Raw genomic sequence first — 19,477 nt, 5'->3', positions numbered from 1 at the left:
CCGTCCCGGGCTACTTCCGGCCGAGCGACTGGAACTTCTGGAGTACGCCGGAGGGAACCGCTCGCGCGACGGTGGCCAGGGCCTTGTAGCGCTTGCTCGGGATCGAGAAGGTCTTGTCGTCCTCGTAGTCGTCGAGGGCCTCGCGGACCAGGTCGTCGACGTCGAGCCACATCCAGGCCGGGGCGGAGTCGTAGCCGGAGCCGAGGCGCTCGTGGAACTCGGTCTTGGTGAACCCGGGCAGCAGGGCCATCACCTTGATGCCCTTGCCGGCGTACTCGTTGTGGGCCCACTCGGTGAACGAGTTGATCCAGGCCTTGGCGGCGGAGTAGGTGCCGCGGGGGAGGTAGGAGGCGACGGAGCCGACGTTGATGATGCCGCCGTGGCCGCGGGTCACCTGGGCACCGAGCGCCGCGTGGGACAGGCGTAGCGGGGCGATGACGAGCACCTCGGCCATCGCGGTCTCCTCGTCGGCGGTGTTGTCGAGGAACCGGTGCTTGAGGCCATGGCCGGCGTTGTTGACGAGCAGGTCGACCGGATGGTCGAGGTCGGCCAGCCGGGTCTCGACCCTGGCCAGGTCGGCGCTGTCGGTCAGGTCGGCGCGGAGCACCTCGACGTCGACGCCGTGGGCCTCGGTGAGGTCCTTGGCGACGCCGTTGAGACGCTCCTCGTCACGGGCGACGAGCACGAGGTGGTGGCCCCGTGCGGCGAGCTGCTGGGCGAAGGCGAGTCCGATGCCGGCGGTCGCGCCGGTGATCAGGGCGGTGGGGTTCGACATGGGGCAATCCTGCCACCACCGCGGGCGCGCGATACGGGCGTCGCGCCGTCGGATCCACCGAGGAATCCCGGTTTCTGTCTGTCGTGTGACAGTTGACTTGCGGTCGTACGAGTTTGGATGATGTTCGACGTGGATTGGGCATGCGGACTCGGGCGCGTGATGGAGACGTGAGCAGCGGTGGGCGACATCGGATGATGTCCCGGCCCCTCAGGCGCATCAAGATGCTCTTCGCCGCGTCCTTGCTGACCTCGGCCGGCCTGTACGGCGGGATCGAGATCGTCGCCGAGCCCGAGGCCGACGGCCGGACCGCCGTGGCCGACAACGGCATGAAGATGGGCGTCGACGACGAGGCGCGCACCCCGGTCTGGCCGCACGAGGCCCAGCGTGAGGCGGGGATCAACCGCTACGTCGACGCTCGGACCGCGGCCCGGGAGAAGGTGCTTCCCGCCGACTCCGGCCGGGGTCGCCGCGCGGTCTTCTCGATCAGCCGTCAGCGGGTCTGGATGGTGTCCGCCGCCGACAAGGTGCGGCGTACCTATCCGGTCTCGGGCAGCGTCTACGACAACCTCGAGCCCGGCACCTACAAGGTCTTCTCCCGCTCCAAGCACGCGAGAGGGATCGACGACTCCGGCACGATGCAGTGGTTCGTACGCTTCGCCAAAGGCCCCAGGGCCGCGATCGGGTTCCACAACATCCCGGTGGACAAGGGCAAGCGCGTGCAGACCCGCGCGCAGCTCGGCACACCCCTGTCGCACGGGTGCATCCGCCAGGCCGAGCCGGACGCGAAGGCCATGTGGCGCTTCGCGCGGCTCGGCACCAAGGTGGTCGTGATCCCCTAGGGGCTCAGCCGAGGCTCAGGCGTCGGCCTTCGGCGCGGAGCTGCCGCTCGAGCCCGACGAGCGGCGGCGACGACGGCGACGGGGAGCGGAGCCCTCGGCGCCAGCCTCGCCCTCGGCGGGCTTGGCGGAGGCAGTGGCCTCGGCGCCCGGAGCAGCGGACTGCTCCACGACCTGGCCGCCACGGGACCGGGTGCGCTGGCGGTTGCGGTTGCGGGGAGCGCGCTCGCGCTTCTCGCCGTCCGTGCCGGCGTCCTTGTCCTTCGGCTTCTCGGGCGCGGCCTTCTTGATCCGGCCCTTGGTGCCCTTCGGGATGCCCATGTCGTGCAGGAAGTGCTCCGAGGAGGAGTAGGTCTCCTGCGGGTCGTCGAAGGGGAGGTCGAGAGCCTTGTTGATCATCTTCCACTTGTGGAGGTCGGCCCAGTCGACCAGCGTCACGGCGACACCGGAGGCACCGGCACGGCCGGTGCGGCCGATGCGGTGGACGTAGGTCTTCTCGTCGTCGGGGGTCGTGTAGTTGACCACGTGGGAGACGCCGGTGACGTCGATGCCGCGGGCGGCGACGTCGGTGGCCACCAGGACCTCGACCTTGCCGTCACGGAACTTCTGCATCACCCGCTCGCGGGCGGCCTGCTGCATGTCGCCGTGCAGGGGAGAGGCCGGGAAGCCGCGCTCGGCGAGATCGTCGGCCACGCGCTGGGCCTGCCGCTTGGTGCGGGCGAAGACGACGACCTTGTCGTGGTCCTCGCACTGCAGCAGGCGGCCGATCATCTCGGGCTTGTCGAGGTCGTGGGCCTGGTAGACGAACTGCGCGGTGGCGGGCACCGTCTCGCGCTCGGCCGCGGACTCGGCACGGATGTTCATCGGGTGGCGCATGTAGGAGCGGGCCAGGGCCACGATCGCGCCCGGCATGGTCGCCGAGAACAGCAGGGTCTGGCGGGTCTCCGGGGTGAGCGTGACCAGCTTCTCCACGTCGGGCAGGAAGCCGAGGTCGAGCATCTCGTCGGCCTCGTCGAGGACCAGCGCGTGCACGTGGGAGAGGTCGAGGACCTTGCGGTTGGCCAGGTCGATCAGCCGGCCCGGGGTGCCGACGACGATGTCGACGCCCTTCTCCAGCGCCTCGATCTGGGGCTCGTAGCCGGCGCCGCCGTAGACGGTCAGCACGCGGAGGCCGCGGTCCTCGGAGATCATCGAGATCTCGGCCGAGACCTGCATGGCGAGCTCGCGCGTCGGCGCCACGATCAGCGCCTGCGGCTTGCCCTGCGGAAGGTCGATGTAGTCGCGGTCCTTGGGGGACACGCTGCGCTGCACGACCGGGATGCCGAAGGCCAGCGTCTTGCCGGAGCCGGTGCGGGCCTGGCCGATCAGGTCGGTGCCCTGAAGGGCGACCGAGAGCGTCATCTCCTGGATGGCGAACGGGGTGGTGATGCCTTTGCGCTCGAGTGGAGCGCAGATCTCGGGATGCACCCCGAGGTCCTTGAACGTTGTCATGTTTTCGTCGCTACTCGCTTGTCTCATCGAATGCGGCGAGCGACTCACGGGTGTCTCGAGCTTGCCAAGCGAGTGCCACGCCGCGCACATACGGGAACCAGACCACCGCGATATCGAGTTGAATATCTGCAGTGCTGGGTCGGTCAAAAGGCATTCTATCGGTAGGGTTCTCCCGTGGTTGCATCCTCAGAGTTCACGGGTCCTCAGAATCCCTTCGATGATCCTGTTTACAAGGCTGCCGTCATCGACCTGTTGGGTGCGGTCGCCTACGGCGAGGTCTCGGCCGTCGAGCGACTGACCGACGACGCGAAGATGGCTCCCTCGCTGGAGGACAAGACGGCCCTGCTCGCGATGGCGGCCGCGCAGCACGCCAAGATCCAGCCGGTCCTGGACCGGCTCGTGGAGCTCGGGGTCGACCCGTACGTGGCCATGGAGCCGCTGCGCGAGGGGTTCGACGAGTTCCACCGCCACACGAAGCCTGCCGACTGGTGGGAGTCGCTGGTCAAGGCCTACGTCGGTGACGGGCTCGCCAACGACTTCTACCGTGAGGTCGCGAGGTATCTGGACGAGGAGACCCACAAGCTCGTGGTCACCACCCTCGAGGACGCCGGCCGGGCCGACTTCGTCGTCGACCGGGTTCGGGCCGGCATCGAGGCCGACCACCTCATCGGCGGCCGGCTCGCGCTGTGGGGCCGTCGCCTGATGGGCGAGGCGATCATCCAGGCGCAGCAGGTCGCGGCCACCCGTGAGGGCCTCAGCGAGCTGATCACCGGCGGTCACCTCCCGGGCCTCGACCTCGGCACCATCGGCGAGATGCTCACCCGCCTGACCCAGCGCCACGTCGAGCGCATGGGCAAGCTCGGGCTCGAGCACTGAGGTTCCTTGAGCCCTGACATCTGCTGGACCGGCTGGTCGGGGGCGCAGATCGCGCCCGAAGCCGGTGTCTGGGTGTCGCCCGAGGTCAGTCCAGGGTTCACCTTCGACGAGCTGGTCGCCTCCTGGAACGTGGTGACGCCGCCCGGGAGCTGGGTGGAGGTCGCGGCTCAGGTGGTCGCCGAGACGGGGGAGCGGAGCGGCTGGCTGGTGCTGGCACGCTGGTCCTCGGACCCGGCGTTCGCGTCCACCTCGGTCGCCGGTCAGGACGACCCGGTCGCGGTCGCGGCCGACGACACCATCCTGGGCCGGGACGGCCGCCGCTTCACCACGTTCTCGTTGCGGCTGAGCCTGCACGGTCCCACCGACGGCCTGCCGCGGGCGAGCCTGCTCGGGGCGATGGTCTCGGCGGATGCCCGGGGCTCGCAGCCGGCACCGGGCACGGTGGCTCGCGGGGCGGTCGTGGGTGGCGTACCGGCCTATTCGCAGCAGCTCCACCGCGACCGCTACCCGCACTGGGACGGTGGCGGCCAGTCCTGGTGCAGCGCCGCCTCGACGGCGATGGTCGCCGACTTCTGGGGTGTCGGGCCCACCCCCGCCGAGACCGCCTGGGTGGACTACGACACCCCCGACCCGCAGGTGCCGTTCACCGTGCGGGAGGTCTACGACGAGTCCTTCGGCGGCGCCGGCAACTGGGCCTTCAACACCGCCTATGCCGGTTCGCGCGGCCTGGTCGCGTACGTCACCAGGCTCCGCTCGTTCGCCGAGGCCGCCCGGTTCGTCGAGGCCGGGATCCCGCTGGTGCTGGCCGTCTCCCACCAGGCCGGCGAGCTGACCGGCGCCGGGTACGTCACCAACGGCCATCTGCTCGTGCTGACCGGCTTCGACGACGACGGCCGCCCCGTCGTCCACGACCCTGCCTCCCACAAGATCGCCAGCGATGCGGAGGTGCGGGCGACGTACGACCTCGACGAGCTCGACCGTGCCTGGGCCCGCTCGGGGCGGATCGTCTACGTCATCCGGCCGCCGCACGTGGTGCCGCCGGAACCGCCGGCTCAGCGCAACTGGTGATCGTGCACCGGGCCGGCCCGTGCACATGCAGAAGCGGTCCCACCCCGAGGGGCAGGACCGCTTCGCATGACCTGGGCGAGGCTCAGGCCTTGGACCTTCCGGTGATTCCAGATGCGACGACGACCGCGACAGCGGCGACGACGACCTGCCAGATGTGACGCCACCAGTCGACACCGTTGGTGGCGTTGTCCCAGGCAGCTTCGTGGCCATCGAAGGCCGGGTTGTTCTGGCCGAAGATGACCCAGTAGAGCAGGCTTCCCACGATCATGCCGACGATGCCGCACACGACAGTCAACCAGAGCGGGATGTTGTCCTTGTCGCCTGGCGCAAGCCACTTGCCAAGCAAACCGATGACAACACCACCGATGAGGGTGACGAGAATGGTCCCGATCATGCCCTTTTCCCTTCAGGTTGTGGTTGGCGCCAACGATGCGCCTATTCCTCGATATTGCACCTGTTGAGACGGCTTTGCACGGGCAACATGGCCCAAACCAGGAACTTCTCCGTCGGAATCAGGGTCATCCCCGACTGGATCAGCCGGCGAAACCGACCTTGCCGACCTTGGCCGGGCCGATCTCGACGTAGGCGAGCTTCTCGGTCGGGACGATGACCTTGCGGCCCTTGCTGTCGGTCAAAGCGAGCACAGCGCCGCCGCCGAGGGCGTCGGCGATGAGCTTCTCCACCGATTCGCTGGACTCCTCGGTCTCCACGACGAGCTCACGGGCGGCCTGCTGGACGCCGATCTTGACCTCCACGGGTCCTCCTTGCGATGGGTCGATCAATGCTTCGGAATCCTCTCACACGGAAGGTGAGGAACCCCGTCGTTGCGCTACGAGCGGAATCAATCCGTCTTGGGGTAGCCGCCGATGCCGCGCCAGGCGAGGCCGGCGACGAGACGCGCCGCGTCGGCCTGGGAGAGATCGCCGTTGTTGTGGAGCCAGTAGCGTGCGCTGACCTGGATCTGGCCGACGAGGCCCACGGCGAGCAGGTGGGAGGCGGTGGCGGCGAAGCCGGTGTCCTCGGCGATGACCTCGGCGATCACCTCGGCACACTCGTTGGTGACCCGGTCGACCTGCTCGCGCACGGCGGGGTCGTTGGTCAGGTCGGACTCGAAGACGAGCCGGAAGGCACCGGACTCGGAGGCCACGTAGTCGTAGAAGACCTCGACGGTGCGGGCCACGCGCTCCTTGTTCTCGTCGGTCGACGCCAAGGCCTCCCGGCAGCGATCGATGATCTCGCTGGCGGACTTCTCCAGCAGGGCGAGATAGAGGTCGAGCTTGCCGGGGAAGTGCTGATAGAGAACGGGCTTCGAGACCCCGGCCCGCTCCGCGATGTCGTCCATCGCGGCAGCGTGGAAACCGTAGGCGACGAAGACCTCGAGAGCGGACTCGAGAAGCTGGGCTCGTCGCTCCGTTCGGGGCAGTCGCGCCCCTCGCGGTCGAGTGGGGTCGAGCTCGGATTGGTGCGTGGTCACCCCAGCAGCCTACCCGCTGGTACTCGGATCGCGGGACGCGTCGTTGCCTTGCCCACGGATGAGGGAACATGGAGAAGTGCCCGCGGTGTTCAAGCAGGCATACGTACGTCCGAACTGAGGAGCCGTTGTGTCCCTAGCCCCGCTCGTGGAGCCCGCTGACGAGCTGACGATCGACGAGGTGCGCCGCTACAGCCGCCACCTCATCATCCCCGATGTCGGCATGGACGGGCAGAAGCGCCTGAAGAACGCCAAGGTGCTGGTCATCGGCGCCGGCGGTCTCGGCTCGCCCGCCCTGCTCTACCTGGCCGCGGCCGGCGTCGGCACCCTCGGCATCGTCGAGTTCGACGAGGTCGACGAGTCCAACCTGCAGCGCCAGATCATCCACAAGCAGTCGACCGTGGGTCAGCCGAAGGCCGAATCGGCCGCGGCCGCGATCCGGGAGGTCAACCCGTACGTGAACATCGTGCTGCACGACGTGCGGCTCGACAACGACAACGTGCGCGAGATCTTCACCGGCTACGACCTCATCGTCGACGGCACCGACAACTTCGCGACCCGCTACATGGTCAACGACGCGGCCTACTTCCTGGGCATCCCGTACGTCTGGGGCTCGATCTACCGCTTCGACGGACAGGCTTCGGTGTTCGCGCCGACCCTGACCGACGACGCCCCGTGCTACCGCTGCCTCTACCCGGAGCCCCCGCCCCCGGGCATGGTCCCCTCTTGCGCCGAGGGCGGCGTGCTGGGCGTCCTCTGCGCCTCGATCGGCTCGATCCAGGTCAACGAGGCCATCAAGATGCTGACCGGCATCGGCGAGCCGCTGGTCGGCAAGCTGATGATCTATGACGCACTCGAGATGGAGTATCGCAAGCTGAAGGTCCGCAAGGACCCCAACTGCGCGCTGTGCGGCGAGAACCCGACGGTCACCGACCTGATCGACTACGACGCCTTCTGCGGTGCGATCTCCACCGAGGCGGCCGACGCCGCGGCCGGCTCGACCATCTCGGTCAACCAGCTCTCCGAGATGATCAAGGAGCGCGAGGAGGGCAGCCGCGACTTCGTCCTCGTCGACGTGCGCGAGCCGAACGAGTACGAGATCAACAAGATCCCCGGCGCCGTCCTGATCCCCAAGGGCGAGTTCCTCAACGGCAACGCGATCCCGCAGGTCGCCGAGCTCACCGGTGACGGTGCCAAGCCGCTCGTGTTCCACTGCAAGAGCGGCGTCCGCAGCGCCGAGGTGCTCGCGATCGCCAAGGGTGCCGGCTACGCGGACGCGGTCCACGTGGGCGGTGGCGTGGTGGCATGGGTCAACCAGATCGACCCGTCGCAGCCCTCGTACTGAATCAACCCGGTCTGAGCATTACTGAACTGTTGGCCAGCGGTGGCTCCTCTGGGGCCGCCGCTGGCTTTATCTGTGCGTGGCGATACCGATAGTTTTGCGATCGCAGCTGCGGGGGGCGGAGTTGCATCAATGCACGAACCTCGGAGGATTCGACGTTGTCCACACGCGCTCGTCTCAGCGCGACGCTCGCCGGTGCCACTCTGGCCGGCGGACTGTTTCTCGGTGCCCCTGCCAACGCGAGCGACCAGGCCCCGGAGCCGGCCTCCGGCGCGGCCGTAGGCTCTGCGATCGACCCGGAGAGGCTGGAGTCGAACGTCGCGGACCCGACCCGCGGCGTACCGCCGTCCTATGTCTTCGCCGGGGTCGGTGCGCTGCTGATGGGGGCGGGGGCCGGAATGGCCATCCGTCGCAGACGAGCTGAGGCTGTGGCACGCTCGGCAGAGTGAGCAACGGCCACCACCCCCACGAGCCTCCCCGGCGACCCAGGCAACCCAACCTGAGGACCTTCCTCGGGGAGATCTTCGTGGTCGTCCTGGTGGTCGCCGTCGCCGTGCTCGGCTATGCCGCCTACGACTACTACACCAAGATCGACGAGGCGCAGAAGAGCAACGCGACCCCGCCGGCGACGACGTCCTCGATCCCGGCCGAGGCGCTCGCCGAGGTGCCGAAGAAGAAGGGCAAGGTACGCGGCGTCTCCATCCCCACGCTCAACGTCCATGCCGACGTGGTGCCGCTGGCGATGGACGGAGGCACGCTCACGCCGCCCGCCGACGCCGCCCTCATGGGCTGGTGGAAGGGCGGCGCCAAGCCCGGTGCGGACGAGGGATCGGTGCTGATCGTCGGCCACACCCTGCACAACGGCGGCGGCGTCCTCGACCGGCTGGGCGAGGTGAACGAGGGCGACGAGATCGTCGTGCGGACCAAGAAGGACGAGTTCAGCTACACCGTCCGGTCGGTGCGCGACCTCTCCAAGGAGCAGGTCGCCAAGCGCAGCTCGAAGCTCTTCGACCCCGACGGCGAGGCGAAGCTGGTCGTGGTGACGTGCGACGACTGGGACGGCACCTCGTTCCAGGGCAACACCGTGGTGGTCGCGATCCCGGAGGGATGAGGCGGGGGCGCGGACGCCCGGAAACCCCGGGTGGTGTAAACGGGTCGTAACCTCAGCCCACCGGTCCTCGTTGTTCTGTGAGTCACATCACCTACGAACAGAGGCCCCCACATGCTCCGCACCCGTAGCTCCGTACGCCGCGCCGCAGCAATCGCCGCCGGCACTCTGACCGCCGCGCTCGTCCCGGCCCTGATCCCGACCCCGGCCCACGCCTGGGCGCCGGCGGACACGGCCACCATCACCCCGGGCGTGATGATGTACACCGACGGTGCGCAGTGCACCGCCAACTTCGTCTTCGCCGACTCCGCGTCCAACGTCTACGTCGGCTACGCCGCTCACTGCGCCGGTCTCGGCGAGGCCACCGACACCAACGGCTGCGCCGCCGAGTCGCTCCCGCTGGGCACCCCGGTGACCTTCAACGAGGGCGGCTCGCTGCTGAGCGAGGGCACCGTCCTGGGCAAGGGGAAGCTGGCGTACTCCTCGTGGCTGACCATGAAGAAGCTGGGCACCAAGGACGAGGACACCTGTGCCTACAACGACTTCGCCCTGGTCAAGGTGGACGCCGCCGACGCGGGCAAGGTCAACCCGAGCGTTCCGATCTGGGGCGGCCCGACCGGCATCGACACCGACGGCACCGTGGCCGGCGACAAGGTCTACTCCTACGGCAACTCCTCGCTGCGTGCCGACGTCGACCTGCTCTCGCCGAAGATCGGCCTCTCCCTCGGTGACAGCGTCAACGGCACCCGCTGGTCGCACCCGCTCTACAACCTCACCCCCGGCATCCCCGGTGACTCCGGCTCCGGTTTCCTGAACGCCGACGGCAAGGCGGTCGGCACGCTGTCGACCCTGGGCCTGGCTCCGCTGGCCGGCTCCAACAACATCGGTGACATGGACCTCGAGCTGAAGTTCGCCCAGGCGAACTCGGGCATCTCCGGTCTGCATCTGGTCAACGGCACGGAGCCCTTCAGCCCCATCCTGTGACACCGCGCTAGCCTGCCGGACATGAGTGACCGGGAGGCGTACGTGGAGGCCGTTCTGCGTCTCGTCGAGCAGATCCCTCGCGGGAAGGTGACGACGTACGGTGCGATCGCCGATGCCCTCTTCGACGAGTTTGGAGGTGGGCCTCGGCAGGTCGGTTCGGTGATGGCGCGCGAGGGCGCGGGAATGCCGTGGTGGCGGGTGGTGCGGGCCGATGGCTCGCTCCCCGCCTCCCACGGCGAGGAGGCCCGGCAGGCCTATCTCGAGGAGGGCACGCCGCGGCGCGTCTCGGGGGCGGTGGACCTGCGTCAGGCGATGTGGCTGCCGCCTACGATGATCCCGTGATGTATCGCGTCCTCCACGCCATCGTGCCGCCCGCCCTCCGAGCAGTCTGGCGCCCTACGGTGACGGGGGCCGAGAACGTCCCGCGCACCGGTGGGGTGATCCTGGCCAGCAACCACCTCAGCTTCGCCGACTCCATCGTGATCCCGTCGGTCTCGCCCCGGCCGGTGCACTTCCTGGCCAAGTCCGACTACTTCACCGGCACCGGGATCAAGGGTGCCGCCCAGCGCGCGTGGTTCGAGGGCATGGGGATGCTGCCGGTTGACCGCGACGACCCGCAGGCCGCGCTCGGCTCGCTGGAGGTCGCGCTGGAGGTCCTCGGCAAGGGCGAGGCGTTCGGGATCTACCCGGAGGGCACCCGCTCGCGCGACGGGCGGCTCTACCGTGGGCGTACGGGGGTGGCGCACCTGGCGCTGACCGCCGGCGTACCCGTGGTGCCGGTGGGGCTGCGGGGGACCGCGGAGCTGCAGCCGGTGGGGTCGAGCCTGCCGCGGCTGGCGAAGGTCACGGTCGAGTTCGGAGAGCCGATCCAGGTGGCCGGGCGCTTCGACGGCGTACCTCTGGGCAAGGCCCGCCGGGTCATCACCGACGAGGTGATGGCGGCGATCGCTGCGCTGAGCGGCCAGGACGTGGCCGGGGTCTACAACGAGCGGCCGGCCGACGCCTGATCGCCTGTTGCGCTGGGGCCCGAAGGGGCGCACTCTGGAGGGTGACCCAGTACATCAGAGGGCTAGCAGCCGAGGTGAGGCAGATGGCCACGACGACCGTGTTGCAGGAAGAGCTGCGACACAAGCACGAAGAGCTCGCTGGGCGCCTGGCCCACGCTCGGAGCATCATCGCCAGGCCGGAGCAGACCCGTCGGGGCTGCCCGCCGATCGACCAGTTCAACGCCGGTACGTCTCGACACCTGCATGCGGTGGACGAGGCGCTGCTGCCGGCCGTCAGGTCCGAGTGCGAGGGCGGGGGCCGTCTGGTCCACGACTATCTCCCCACGGCCAAGCACCTGGAGGTGCTCCTCTTCCACGTGAAGGCGCACGAGTATGGCTCCACCTGGGAGACCGCCCACGAGTGGCCGACGCTCTGGGGCGAGGTCGAGGAGGCGCTCTACGCCCAGGAGGAGAAGGAGGACGAGTTGGTCGCGCACCTCGCCGAGGAGGCCTCCGACGACGTGCTCGTCCTCGTCGCGGCGCGGCTGACGGTGGCCGAGCGGAGGGCGCCCTCGCGCCCGCACCCCTACCTGCCTCACACCGGCCTGCCCGGGAAGGTCGTACGCCGCGTGGCGCGGCCCGTCGACGCGATCTGGGACAAGGTCGAGGGCCGTTCGGTCGGCGGGCCGAAGCCGTTGCCGCACAAGGCGCCGGGGCTGCTCGGGCAGTATCTGCTCGGCGATCCGCGCTTTCCCGAGGAACCGGCTGACGACACCCGGCACAATGAGCCAGGTGACCGCTGATCCCATCACCTCCGACCTCGATCTCGCGCCGCACCCCGAGGGCGGGGCGTTCCGGCAGACCTGGGCCGCTGCCGAGACCGTGACCCTGCCCGACGGCCGCGTGCGCCCGACCGCGACCCTGATCTACTTCCGGCTCCTGGCCGGGGAATCGTCCGCGTGGCACCGCGTCGCCTCCGACGAGATCTGGCTGGCCCACACCGGCGTCGTGTCCCTGCAGTACGGCGGCGCCGGCGCGGCTCCGGTCGACGGCGAGACCGTGCTCGTCGGGGTGGACGTCGCCGCCGGCCAGGTGCCGCAGGCGGTCGTGCCGGCGGGGGTGTGGCAGCGTACGGTCCCCTCGGACGAGGACGCGCTCGTCTCCTGCGTGGTCTCGCCCGGGTTCGACTTCGACGACTTCGAGCTCGTCTCGGAGTAGGACCGATGGAGTACGCCTTCGAAGGAGCCGTGATCGAGTGGCGCGGGCCGGCGCCGTTCTACTACGTCCCCATGCCCGTCGAGGACGCCGAGGACCTCAAGGAGGACGCCCGCGGTCTCGAGTACTGGGGCCAGGTCGCCGTCACCGCCACCATCGGTGCGACCACCTTCACCACCGCGCTCTTCCCCAAGGACGGCACCTACCTGCTGCCCCTGAAGGTCGTCGTGCGGAAGGCGGAGGGGATCGACCTCGACGATGTGGTCGCGGTGCGGATGCGGCTGGGGCATGACATCTGAGAAGCGGGAGCCTGATCCAGCGCTGGAGCGCTCCTCGTCTGGACGCAGCGCAGTGAGGAGCGCCAGCGACGAACGGAGCGGAGGAAGACGAGGATCAAGCGGAAGCGCTGCGCGAATTGCGAAGCAATCGCCAACAACACTGTCGGTGCTCTCTGATTGGCTGGTCCTGTGAGTGTCGCGTACCGCCTTGCCCCGCCGCCGAGTGCTGCCGCCGTGCCGGTGCTCGACGAGCACCAGCGGTCGGTCGTGGAGCATCCCGGCGGGCCGCTGCTGGTGCTGGCCGGCCCCGGGACGGGCAAGACGACCACGCTGGTGGAGGCGGTGGTCGACCGGATCGAGAACCGCGGCGTACGTCCCGACCAGCTGCTGGCGCTGACCTTCTCCCGCAAGGCCGCCGAGCAGCTGCGTGACCGGGTGACGGCGCGGCTGGGCCGGACGCTGTCCGGGGCGGTCTCCTCGACGTTCCACTCCTTCGCCTACGGACTGGTGCGGAGGTACGCGCCGGCCGAGCTCTACGCCGCTCCGCTGACGCTGCTCTCGGCCCCCGAGGCCGATGTGGTGCTGCAGGAGCTGCTGGCCGACAGCCCCGAGTCGGTGCGGTGGCCGGAGCGGTTCCGGATGGCGGTCGGCACCCGCGGGTTCGCGCGCGAGGTGCAGACCGTGATCGCGCGGGCGCGCGAGCGCGGGCTCGACCCCGACCAGCTGGTCGCGCTCGGCCGTGACGAGGGGATCGAGGAGTTCGTCGCCGCCGGGTGGTTCCTGGAGCAGTATCTGGACGTGCTCGGCGCCCAGTCGGCGATCGACTACCCCGACCTGATCATGCGCGGCGTGATCGAGGCCGAGCGGCACGCGACCGAGCTGCGGGCCGAGTTCGCGTGTGTGTTCGTGGACGAGTACCAGGACACCGACCCGAGCCAGGTCGCGCTGCTGCAGGCGCTGGCGGGCGACGGCCGCGACCTGATCGTCGTGGGCGACCCGGACCAGTCGATCTACGGGTTCCGGGGCGCGGACGTCAACGGGATCCTCGACTTCCCGTCGCAGTTCCTGACCCGCGAGCGCCGGCACGCGCCGGTGGTCGCCCTGGGCACCACCCGCCGGTTCGGCTCCCGGCTGCTGCGGGCGTCGCGGTCGATCGCCGCGGGCATCTCGGTGCGTGGCTCGATCCCGGCCTCGGCCTACGACACCTTCCGCAACCCGCATCCGCTGGCCTCCGACCCGGGCCGTGCCGAGGTGCTCACCTTCGACACCGACCGCGCCGAGACCGAGCACATCGCCGACCTGCTGCGCCGGGCGCATCTCGAGGACGGCCTCGACTGGTCCGACATGGCGGTCCTGGTGCGCTCGGGCCGCACCTCGATCCCGCAGCTGCGCCGGTCGCTGACCGCCGCCGGTGTCCCGGTCGAGGTCGCCTCCGACGAGACTCCGCTGGTCCGCGAGCCGGCCGCGGCCGTTCTTCTCGACGCGCTCGGGGTCGTGGTCGACGCCGACGTCGAGTCGGACCTCGACGAACGCTACGTACGCCCCGAGCGCTGCGAGGAGCTGCTCACCGGCCCGCTCGGCGGCCTCGACGCCACCGACGTCCGAGCGCTCATCCGCACCCTCCGGGCTCGCTTCCCGGACGTCGCTGCGCACGATCTCGTACGTCGCGCCGTGCTCGATCCCAGTTTCGCCGCTGGTCGAGCCGCGAGCGCCAGCGAGCGTGTCGAGACCAACACAGTCGAATCGAGCGCCGATGGCGACCGTGTTGGTCTCGACACGGATTCGCTCGTACCTCACGAATCCGGCTCGACCAGCGGGGCTGGCGGGGAGCGGGTGCTGGGACGCGTACGCCGGCTGGCGGTGCTCCTCGCCGAGGCCCGGGCGGCGCTGAAGGACGGCGCCGGGGCGGAGCAGGTGCTGTGGACGCTGTGGGACGGTGCCGAGTGGGGGCAGCGGCTGCGGGCGCAGGTGGAGTCGGGCGGTCCCGCGGCGCGGCTGGCCCACCGTGACCTGGACGCGGTCGTGGCGCTCTTCGACACCGCCGCCAAGATCGAGGGCCGTCAGGAGTTCACCTCGGTCGAGACCTTCCTGGCGACGCTCCGCGCCCAGGAGATCCCGGCCGACACCCTGGCCGACAAGGGTGTGCGTGGCTCCTCGGTGCGGCTGCTCACCGCCCACCGCTCCAAGGGCCTGGAGTGGGGTCTCGTCGTGGTCGCCCACGTCCAGGAGGGTGCGTGGCCCGACCTGCGCCGACGCGACTCGCTCCTCGGCCCCGACCGGATCGCCCCGGCGCTGCCGGACGGCCGTCACGGCGGGCTGCTGCCGCCGCTGACCCGGTCGGCGATGCTCGCCGAGGAGCGCCGGCTCTTCTACGTCGCGGCCACCCGCGCCCGGTCCCGGCTGGTCGTGACCGCGGTGAAGTCGCCCGACGACGACGGCGACCAGCCGTCGCGGTTCATCAACGAGCTCGGCCTGCGCGAGGACCAGATCCGGCACCGGGTCGGCCGGCCGGCGCGCCCGCTCTCGCTCGCCGGCCTGGTCGCCGAGCTGCGCCGCACCGCCGCCGACCCGGCTCAGCCTCTCGCGCTGCGTGAGGCCGCCGCGAGGAGGCTGCAGAAGCTGGCCGCCACCGAGGTGCGCGGCAAGCGGATCGCCCTCGCCGCGGATCCCTCGACCTGGTGGGGGCTGCGGGCCCCGACGTACGCCTCGGCCGCGGTCCGTCCCGAGGACCGTCCGATCACGCTGAGCGCGTCCGCGCTGGAGGCGATCCTGACCTGTCCCGCGCAGTGGTTCCTGGCCCGTGAGGCGGGCGGCGCGGTCACGGACTCCTCGAGCCAGGGCTTCGGCAAGGTCGTGCACGCGATCGCCGAGCAGCTCGCCCGTGGCGACCTCGACGCCGCCACCGTCGAGGACCTGATGCCGTTCGTGGACGAGGTGTGGGGCCGCCTCGAGTTCCGTACGCCCTGGTCCGCCGCCCGTGAGCGGGAGGCGGTCCGGGAGGTGCTGGCCCGGTTCCTGACCTGGCACCGGCGTCCCGGCGCGCGCACGGTGATCGGGTTCGAGGAGCAGTTGACCGCGAAGGTCTCGCTCCCCAGCGGGGAGACGGTGCGGCTCAACGGCTACGCCGACCGGCTGGAGCTCGACGAGAGCGGCCGGATCGTGGTGGTCGACCTGAAGACCGGGAAGTACCCGCCCACAGCGCAGGAGGTCAAGGAACACGGCCAGCTCGGCCTCTACCAGCTGGCGGTGGAGCACGGTGCGGCCGCGTCGCTGGCGGAGGGCGCGACCTCCGGGGGAGCGGAGCTGATCCAGCTGCGCCACCCGGCGGGCTCGGGGAGCGAGCTGCCGAAGGTGCAGGTGCAGGCACCGGAGCCGCCCGAGATCATCAACCAGCTGGAGAAGGCGGTGGCGACGGTGCGCGCCGAGGAGTTCGTGGCCAGGCCCGGCAAGCAGTGCGACCGGTGCCAGTTCGTGGCCCTCTGCCCGGCGCAGACCTCGGGATCGGTGCTCTCATGAACCCGATGAAGGTCGAGACCCCCGAGGAGCTCGCCAAGCTGATGGGCCATGACTGGCTCTACAGCGAGGAGCAGTTCCGCGCGATCACCGCTCCGCTGGAGCCGGCCGTGGTGATCGCCGGTGCCGGGTCCGGCAAGACGGCGGTCATGGCTGCCCGCGTCGTGTGGCTGGTCGCCACCGGCCGGGTGCTTCCCGGGGAGGTGCTCGGTCTGACCTTCACCACGAAGGCGACCGCCGAGCTGGCCACCAGGATCCGGGAGTCGCTGCAGAAGGCCGGCCTGTGGCCGGAGCGTCGCGAGGGCCCGCCGCGGCCCGGCGAGGACGCGGAGGAGGAGCCGACCGAGCCGACGGTCGCGACCTACCACTCCTACGCCTCCGGCCTGCTCTCCGAGCACGGGCTGCGGATCGGGCACGAGCCCGACACCCGGCTGATCGCCGACGCGACCCGCTACCAGCTCGCCGCGCGGGCGGTGGCCCGGCACACCCACCCGGTGGAGAAACTGACCGACTACCCGAAGCTGGCCGTGCAGCAGCTGCTCGCGCTCGACTCCGAGCTCTCCGAGCATCTCGTCGACCCCGCCACGCTGCGGGCCTACGACCGCAACGAGCGGTCGCTGTTCGCGCTCGAGGTGGCCGATCTCAACGCCCAGCTCGCCGACGGCAAGCGGGTCAAGACCAAGCTGACCAAGGTCGAGAAGGCGATCGACGCGATCGACAAGCGCTATGAGCTGCTCGACCTGGTCGACGGCTACCGGCGCCTCAAGGACCGGCTCGGGCTGATGGACTTCTCCGACCAGATCGCGCTGGCCGCCCGGCTGGCCGTGGAGACCCCCGAGGTCGGCGAGATCGAGCGCGGCAAGTTCAAGGTGGTGCTGCTCGACGAATACCAGGACACCTCGGTGGCCCAGGCCCAGATGCTCGCCCGTCTCTTCGGCGACGGACACCCGGTGACCGCCGTCGGCGACCCCAACCAGGCGATCTACGGCTGGCGCGGTGCCTCGGTGAGCAACATCCTCGAGTTCGGCCGCGACTTCCCGACCAAGGACGGGCGTCGTCCGTCCTACTCCCTGACCGTCAACCGCCGCTCCGACGCCCGCATCCTCGCCACCGCCAACCACCTCGCCGCCCAGCTCTACGAGGGCCGGGAGAAGGAGCGCCTGGTCGCCGCCGAGGGCGCGCGTGACGGTGAGGTGCGGGTGCATGTCCACGAGACGTACGACGACGAGCTGGTCTGGCTCGCCGACAAGGTGATCGAGGCTCATGAGGCCGTCGGGGAGTGGAAGGAGATCGGCGTCCTGACCAGGGACAACTCGCAGGCCGCGGCGGTCTTCGACGCGCTCACCGCACGCGAGATCCCGGTCGAGATCGTCGGCCTGAAGGGGCTGCTCCGACTGCCCGAGGTGGCCGAGGTCGTCGCCACCATGGAGCTGCTCCACGACGTCACCGCCAACGCCGCGCTGCTCACCCTGCTCGCCGGGCCGCGCTGGGCGATCGGGCCGCGTGACCTGGCCATCCTCGGCCGCAGGTCACGTGACCTGGCCGGGGTCGTCGGGGGTGCGGAGGAGTTCGCCGACATCGAGCGGCAGCTGGAGGCGGCGGTCGAGGGCACCGACTCCACCGAGATCCCCTCGCTCAACGACGCGCTCGAGGACCCGGGCGACGCCGCCGACTACGACTACTCCCCGCAGGCGCGGGAGCGGTTCAAGCTCCTCGCCGACGAGCTCCGCGGGCTCCGGCGAGCGGTCAACGAGCCGCTCCTCGACCTGGTCCGGCGGATCATCGACGTCACCGGCATCGACGTCGAGCTGGCCGCCTCGGTCTCCCCGGCGGCGTCGGCCCGACGCGACAACCTCGATCTCTTCGTGCAGGCGGTCGCCGAGTTCGAGGGGCTCGACGGCCAGGTCACCCTCGCCGCGCTGCTGGCCTACCTGGAGGCGGAGGACGAATACGGCCAGGGTCTCGACGTCGCCACCCCGTCCGAGGCCGACTCGGTCAAGCTGCTCACCGTCCACCGTGCGAAGGGGCTGGAGTGGGACGTCGTCTTCTTGGTCGGGGTCACCCACAAGAAGTTCCCGACCGGCCAGACGCGCTCCTCCTGGCTGACCGTCCCCTCGGTCATGCCCGCCGCGCTCCGCGGCGACCGCGACGACCTGCCCCAGCTCCACGGTCACGACGCCGACTCGATCGACGAGCTCCTCGCCGAGCGCAAGGAGCACGAGCGGGTCGAGGAGCTCCGGTTGGCCTACGTCGCCTGGACCCGCGCCCGCCACATCCAGTTCGTCTCCTGCTGGCGCTGGTCACCCTCGCTCAAGGAGGGCCGCGGGCCGTCGGTCTACGTGGAGAAGACCCGCGAGGCGCTGGTGCAGTGGGGTGCCAAGCCCGACCGCTGGGCCGACGTCGTCGTGAAGGGTGAGGAGGAGAGCCCCTACGCCGCACTCGAGGTCGACCTGCCCTGGCCGATCAACCACCACACCCCGGAGGTGGAGCGCCGCCTGGAGGCGGCCAGGCTCGTCCGGGAGGTGGGTCCGGGACCCGACGACCTCGACGACCTCACTCTGCTCGAGACAGTGAACCAGTGGGACGAGGAGATCGAGCGACTGCTCACCGAGGCGGAGCGCGAGCGCGCTCCGGAGGTGGTCGTACCGCTCCCGTCCTCTCTGTCGGCCACCGCCATGTCCAAGCTTCGCGACGACCCGCTCGGCTTCGCCGCCGACCTGGTCCGCCCGATGCCGCGCAAGCCGTCCTCCCAGGCCCGCTTCGGCACCCGGTTCCACGCCTGGGTCGAGGCCCGCTTCGGCCAGCAGGACCTCTTCGACCCCGACGACCTGCCCGGCCGCGCCGACCACGGCATCGAGGACGAGTCCGGGCTCGAGGAGGTCATCGCCGCCTTCGAGCAGGGACCGTTCGCCGACCGGCCACCGTTCCGGGTCGAGGCAGCGTTCGCGATCGTCCTGGCCGGTCAGGTCGTACGCGGCCGGATCGACGCGGTCTACCAGGAACCCGACGGGAGCTTCCTGATCGTCGACTGGAAGACCAACCAGGCCCAGAACGCCGACCCGCTCCAGCTCGCGCTCTATCGGGTCGGGTGGGCCGAGCTCATGGGTGTGCCGTTGTCACGGGTTCGGGCGGCGTTCTACTACGTGCGGTCGGGGAGGTTGGTCGAGCCGCCTGGGCTTGCTGATCGGGGGGAGTTGGAGCGGATCCTGGGTGGGGATCGCTAGCGACTTCTTTCGGCGCGCATTGGCCTCTGTGTTTTGTGGCTGGTGTTTGCCGCCGACCCGTTACGGGAGGGTGTTCTCAGCGGCGTCCGGAGTAAAGGACGGCCTTCGGCCGCCGGCTTCGCCGGCCGCTTCGCGGTCCTTGACACCGGCCGTCGCTGAGAATTTTGGCTGGTTATCGGGTCGGCGGCAGGGTCTGGCGCGGTGATGTGGGTTGGGTAGGGGCTTGGGATCTGGGGTGTACGAATTTTCGTTCACTGCGTTGCGACCGGGCCAAGGGTGGCTCGGTCCGTGAAAGAAAATTCTCTTTCAC

19 protein-coding genes are annotated in these 19,477 nt (G+C 70.1%); 14 read left to right on the top strand and 5 right to left on the bottom strand.

The features are described from left to right. Window positions 1-10: 10 nt before the first annotated feature. Window positions 11-775, bottom strand: a complete 765-nt coding sequence (locus ACWZJV_RS08580) for an SDR family NAD(P)-dependent oxidoreductase (protein ID WP_008364171.1) — start codon at window positions 773-775, stop codon at window positions 11-13. Between the two features lie 194 nt (window positions 776-969). Between ACWZJV_RS08580 and ACWZJV_RS08575 the strand changes: the two genes are divergently transcribed. Then, window positions 970-1,614, top strand: a complete 645-nt coding sequence (locus tag ACWZJV_RS08575) for a L,D-transpeptidase (protein WP_196872922.1) — start codon at window positions 970-972, stop codon at window positions 1,612-1,614. 15 nt (window positions 1,615-1,629) lie between these two features. On the opposite strand, the gene ACWZJV_RS08570 is transcribed toward ACWZJV_RS08575, so the two are convergent. Further along, window positions 1,630-3,102, bottom strand: coding sequence for a DEAD/DEAH box helicase (locus tag ACWZJV_RS08570; protein ID WP_457181150.1), 1,473 nt, complete (start codon window positions 3,100-3,102; stop codon window positions 1,630-1,632). Between the two features lie 174 nt (window positions 3,103-3,276). Here ACWZJV_RS08570 and ACWZJV_RS08565 point away from each other — a divergent pair, with 174 nt between their 5' ends. Both ACWZJV_RS08565 and ACWZJV_RS08560 read left to right on the top strand, forming a co-directional pair. Continuing rightward, complete coding sequence (locus tag ACWZJV_RS08565; RefSeq protein WP_008364174.1) at window positions 3,277-3,978, top strand: ferritin-like fold-containing protein; 702 nt, start codon at window positions 3,277-3,279, stop codon at window positions 3,976-3,978. A 6-nt stretch (window positions 3,979-3,984) separates the two neighbouring features. Next, complete coding sequence (locus tag ACWZJV_RS08560; RefSeq protein ID WP_457181148.1) at window positions 3,985-5,046, top strand: C39 family peptidase; 1,062 nt, start codon at window positions 3,985-3,987, stop codon at window positions 5,044-5,046. A gap of 82 nt (window positions 5,047-5,128) precedes the next feature. On the opposite strand, the gene ACWZJV_RS08555 is transcribed toward ACWZJV_RS08560, so the two are convergent. The 3 genes from ACWZJV_RS08555 to ACWZJV_RS08545 form a co-directional block, all read right to left on the bottom strand. Next, a complete protein-coding gene (locus ACWZJV_RS08555) occupies window positions 5,129-5,440 on the bottom strand; it encodes a hypothetical protein (RefSeq protein WP_008364176.1) in 312 nt (103 codons plus the stop codon). Window positions 5,441-5,579: 139 nt separating this feature from the next. Continuing rightward, window positions 5,580-5,801, bottom strand: coding sequence for a DUF3107 domain-containing protein (locus ACWZJV_RS08550; RefSeq protein WP_008364177.1), 222 nt, complete (start codon window positions 5,799-5,801; stop codon window positions 5,580-5,582). A gap of 86 nt (window positions 5,802-5,887) precedes the next feature. Then, on the bottom strand, window positions 5,888-6,520 hold the full coding sequence (locus ACWZJV_RS08545; RefSeq protein WP_008364179.1) for a TetR/AcrR family transcriptional regulator: 633 nt from the start codon (window positions 6,518-6,520) through the stop codon (window positions 5,888-5,890). A 127-nt stretch (window positions 6,521-6,647) separates the two neighbouring features. Between ACWZJV_RS08545 and moeZ the strand changes: the two genes are divergently transcribed. From moeZ to ACWZJV_RS08490, 11 genes are all read left to right on the top strand, one after another. Continuing rightward, window positions 6,648-7,862, top strand: coding sequence for an adenylyltransferase/sulfurtransferase MoeZ (moeZ, locus tag ACWZJV_RS08540; RefSeq protein ID WP_457181144.1), 1,215 nt, complete (start codon window positions 6,648-6,650; stop codon window positions 7,860-7,862). 155 nt (window positions 7,863-8,017) lie between these two features. Further along, complete coding sequence (locus ACWZJV_RS08535) at window positions 8,018-8,308, top strand: hypothetical protein (RefSeq protein ID WP_378838835.1); 291 nt, start codon at window positions 8,018-8,020, stop codon at window positions 8,306-8,308. Next, window positions 8,305-8,970: a class F sortase gene (locus ACWZJV_RS08530; RefSeq protein ID WP_457181142.1), complete on the top strand. Its 666-nt coding sequence runs from the start codon at window positions 8,305-8,307 to the stop codon at window positions 8,968-8,970. The genes ACWZJV_RS08535 and ACWZJV_RS08530 overlap by 4 nt, the downstream gene beginning before the upstream one ends. Window positions 8,971-9,081: 111 nt before the next feature. Further along, window positions 9,082-9,951, top strand: coding sequence for a hypothetical protein (locus tag ACWZJV_RS08525; protein ID WP_457181140.1), 870 nt, complete (start codon window positions 9,082-9,084; stop codon window positions 9,949-9,951). 21 nt (window positions 9,952-9,972) lie between these two features. Further along, a complete protein-coding gene (locus tag ACWZJV_RS08520; protein ID WP_008364184.1) occupies window positions 9,973-10,293 on the top strand; it encodes an MGMT family protein in 321 nt (106 codons plus the stop codon). Next, complete coding sequence (locus ACWZJV_RS08515; protein ID WP_457181940.1) at window positions 10,293-10,958, top strand: lysophospholipid acyltransferase family protein; 666 nt, start codon at window positions 10,293-10,295, stop codon at window positions 10,956-10,958. Before ACWZJV_RS08520 ends, ACWZJV_RS08515 begins: the two co-directional genes overlap by 1 nt. A gap of 83 nt (window positions 10,959-11,041) precedes the next feature. Further along, window positions 11,042-11,740 carry a hypothetical protein gene (locus ACWZJV_RS08510; RefSeq protein WP_457181138.1) on the top strand — a complete coding sequence of 233 codons (699 nt, stop codon included), beginning with the start codon at window positions 11,042-11,044 and terminating at the stop codon, window positions 11,738-11,740. Next, complete coding sequence (locus tag ACWZJV_RS08505) at window positions 11,721-12,155, top strand: cupin domain-containing protein (RefSeq protein WP_457181136.1); 435 nt, start codon at window positions 11,721-11,723, stop codon at window positions 12,153-12,155. The genes ACWZJV_RS08510 and ACWZJV_RS08505 overlap by 20 nt, the downstream gene beginning before the upstream one ends. A gap of 5 nt (window positions 12,156-12,160) precedes the next feature. Continuing rightward, window positions 12,161-12,451, top strand: coding sequence for a DUF1905 domain-containing protein (locus ACWZJV_RS08500; RefSeq protein WP_457181134.1), 291 nt, complete (start codon window positions 12,161-12,163; stop codon window positions 12,449-12,451). A 168-nt stretch (window positions 12,452-12,619) separates the two neighbouring features. Then, window positions 12,620-15,946 (top strand): ATP-dependent helicase, encoded by a 3,327-nt coding sequence (locus tag ACWZJV_RS08495; protein ID WP_457181131.1) that lies wholly within the window; start codon window positions 12,620-12,622, stop codon window positions 15,944-15,946. Beyond that, window positions 15,943-19,167 (top strand): UvrD-helicase domain-containing protein, encoded by a 3,225-nt coding sequence (locus tag ACWZJV_RS08490; protein WP_457181129.1) that lies wholly within the window; start codon window positions 15,943-15,945, stop codon window positions 19,165-19,167. The genes ACWZJV_RS08495 and ACWZJV_RS08490 overlap by 4 nt, the downstream gene beginning before the upstream one ends. Window positions 19,168-19,477: the final 310 nt, after the last annotated feature.

The organism is Nocardioides sp. WG-D5 (assembly GCF_054031175.1).
Note: the sequence above shows the minus strand (reverse complement) of the source record. Positions and strands in the feature narration are given on the sequence as shown.

Excerpts from the sequence above, each read along its gene's own strand:
- ACWZJV_RS08490 (WP_457181129.1), top strand. The coding sequence starts at position 15,943 with ATGAACCCGATGAAGGTCGAGACCCCCGAGGAGCTCGCCAAGCTGATG.
- ACWZJV_RS08570 (WP_457181150.1), bottom strand. The coding sequence starts at position 3,102 with ATGACAACGTTCAAGGACCTCGGGGTGCATCCCGAGATCTGCGCTCCA.
- ACWZJV_RS08575 (WP_196872922.1), top strand. The coding sequence starts at position 970 with ATGTCCCGGCCCCTCAGGCGCATCAAGATGCTCTTCGCCGCGTCCTTG.
- ACWZJV_RS08505 (WP_457181136.1), top strand. The coding sequence starts at position 11,721 with ATGAGCCAGGTGACCGCTGATCCCATCACCTCCGACCTCGATCTCGCG.
- ACWZJV_RS08580 (WP_008364171.1), bottom strand. The coding sequence starts at position 775 with ATGTCGAACCCCACCGCCCTGATCACCGGCGCGACCGCCGGCATCGGA.
- ACWZJV_RS08500 (WP_457181134.1), top strand. The coding sequence starts at position 12,161 with ATGGAGTACGCCTTCGAAGGAGCCGTGATCGAGTGGCGCGGGCCGGCG.
- ACWZJV_RS08510 (WP_457181138.1), top strand. The coding sequence starts at position 11,042 with ATGGCCACGACGACCGTGTTGCAGGAAGAGCTGCGACACAAGCACGAA.
- ACWZJV_RS08555 (WP_008364176.1), bottom strand. The coding sequence starts at position 5,440 with ATGATCGGGACCATTCTCGTCACCCTCATCGGTGGTGTTGTCATCGGT.
- ACWZJV_RS08515 (WP_457181940.1), top strand. The coding sequence starts at position 10,293 with ATGTATCGCGTCCTCCACGCCATCGTGCCGCCCGCCCTCCGAGCAGTC.
- ACWZJV_RS08520 (WP_008364184.1), top strand. The coding sequence starts at position 9,973 with ATGAGTGACCGGGAGGCGTACGTGGAGGCCGTTCTGCGTCTCGTCGAG.
- ACWZJV_RS08525 (WP_457181140.1), top strand. The coding sequence starts at position 9,082 with ATGCTCCGCACCCGTAGCTCCGTACGCCGCGCCGCAGCAATCGCCGCC.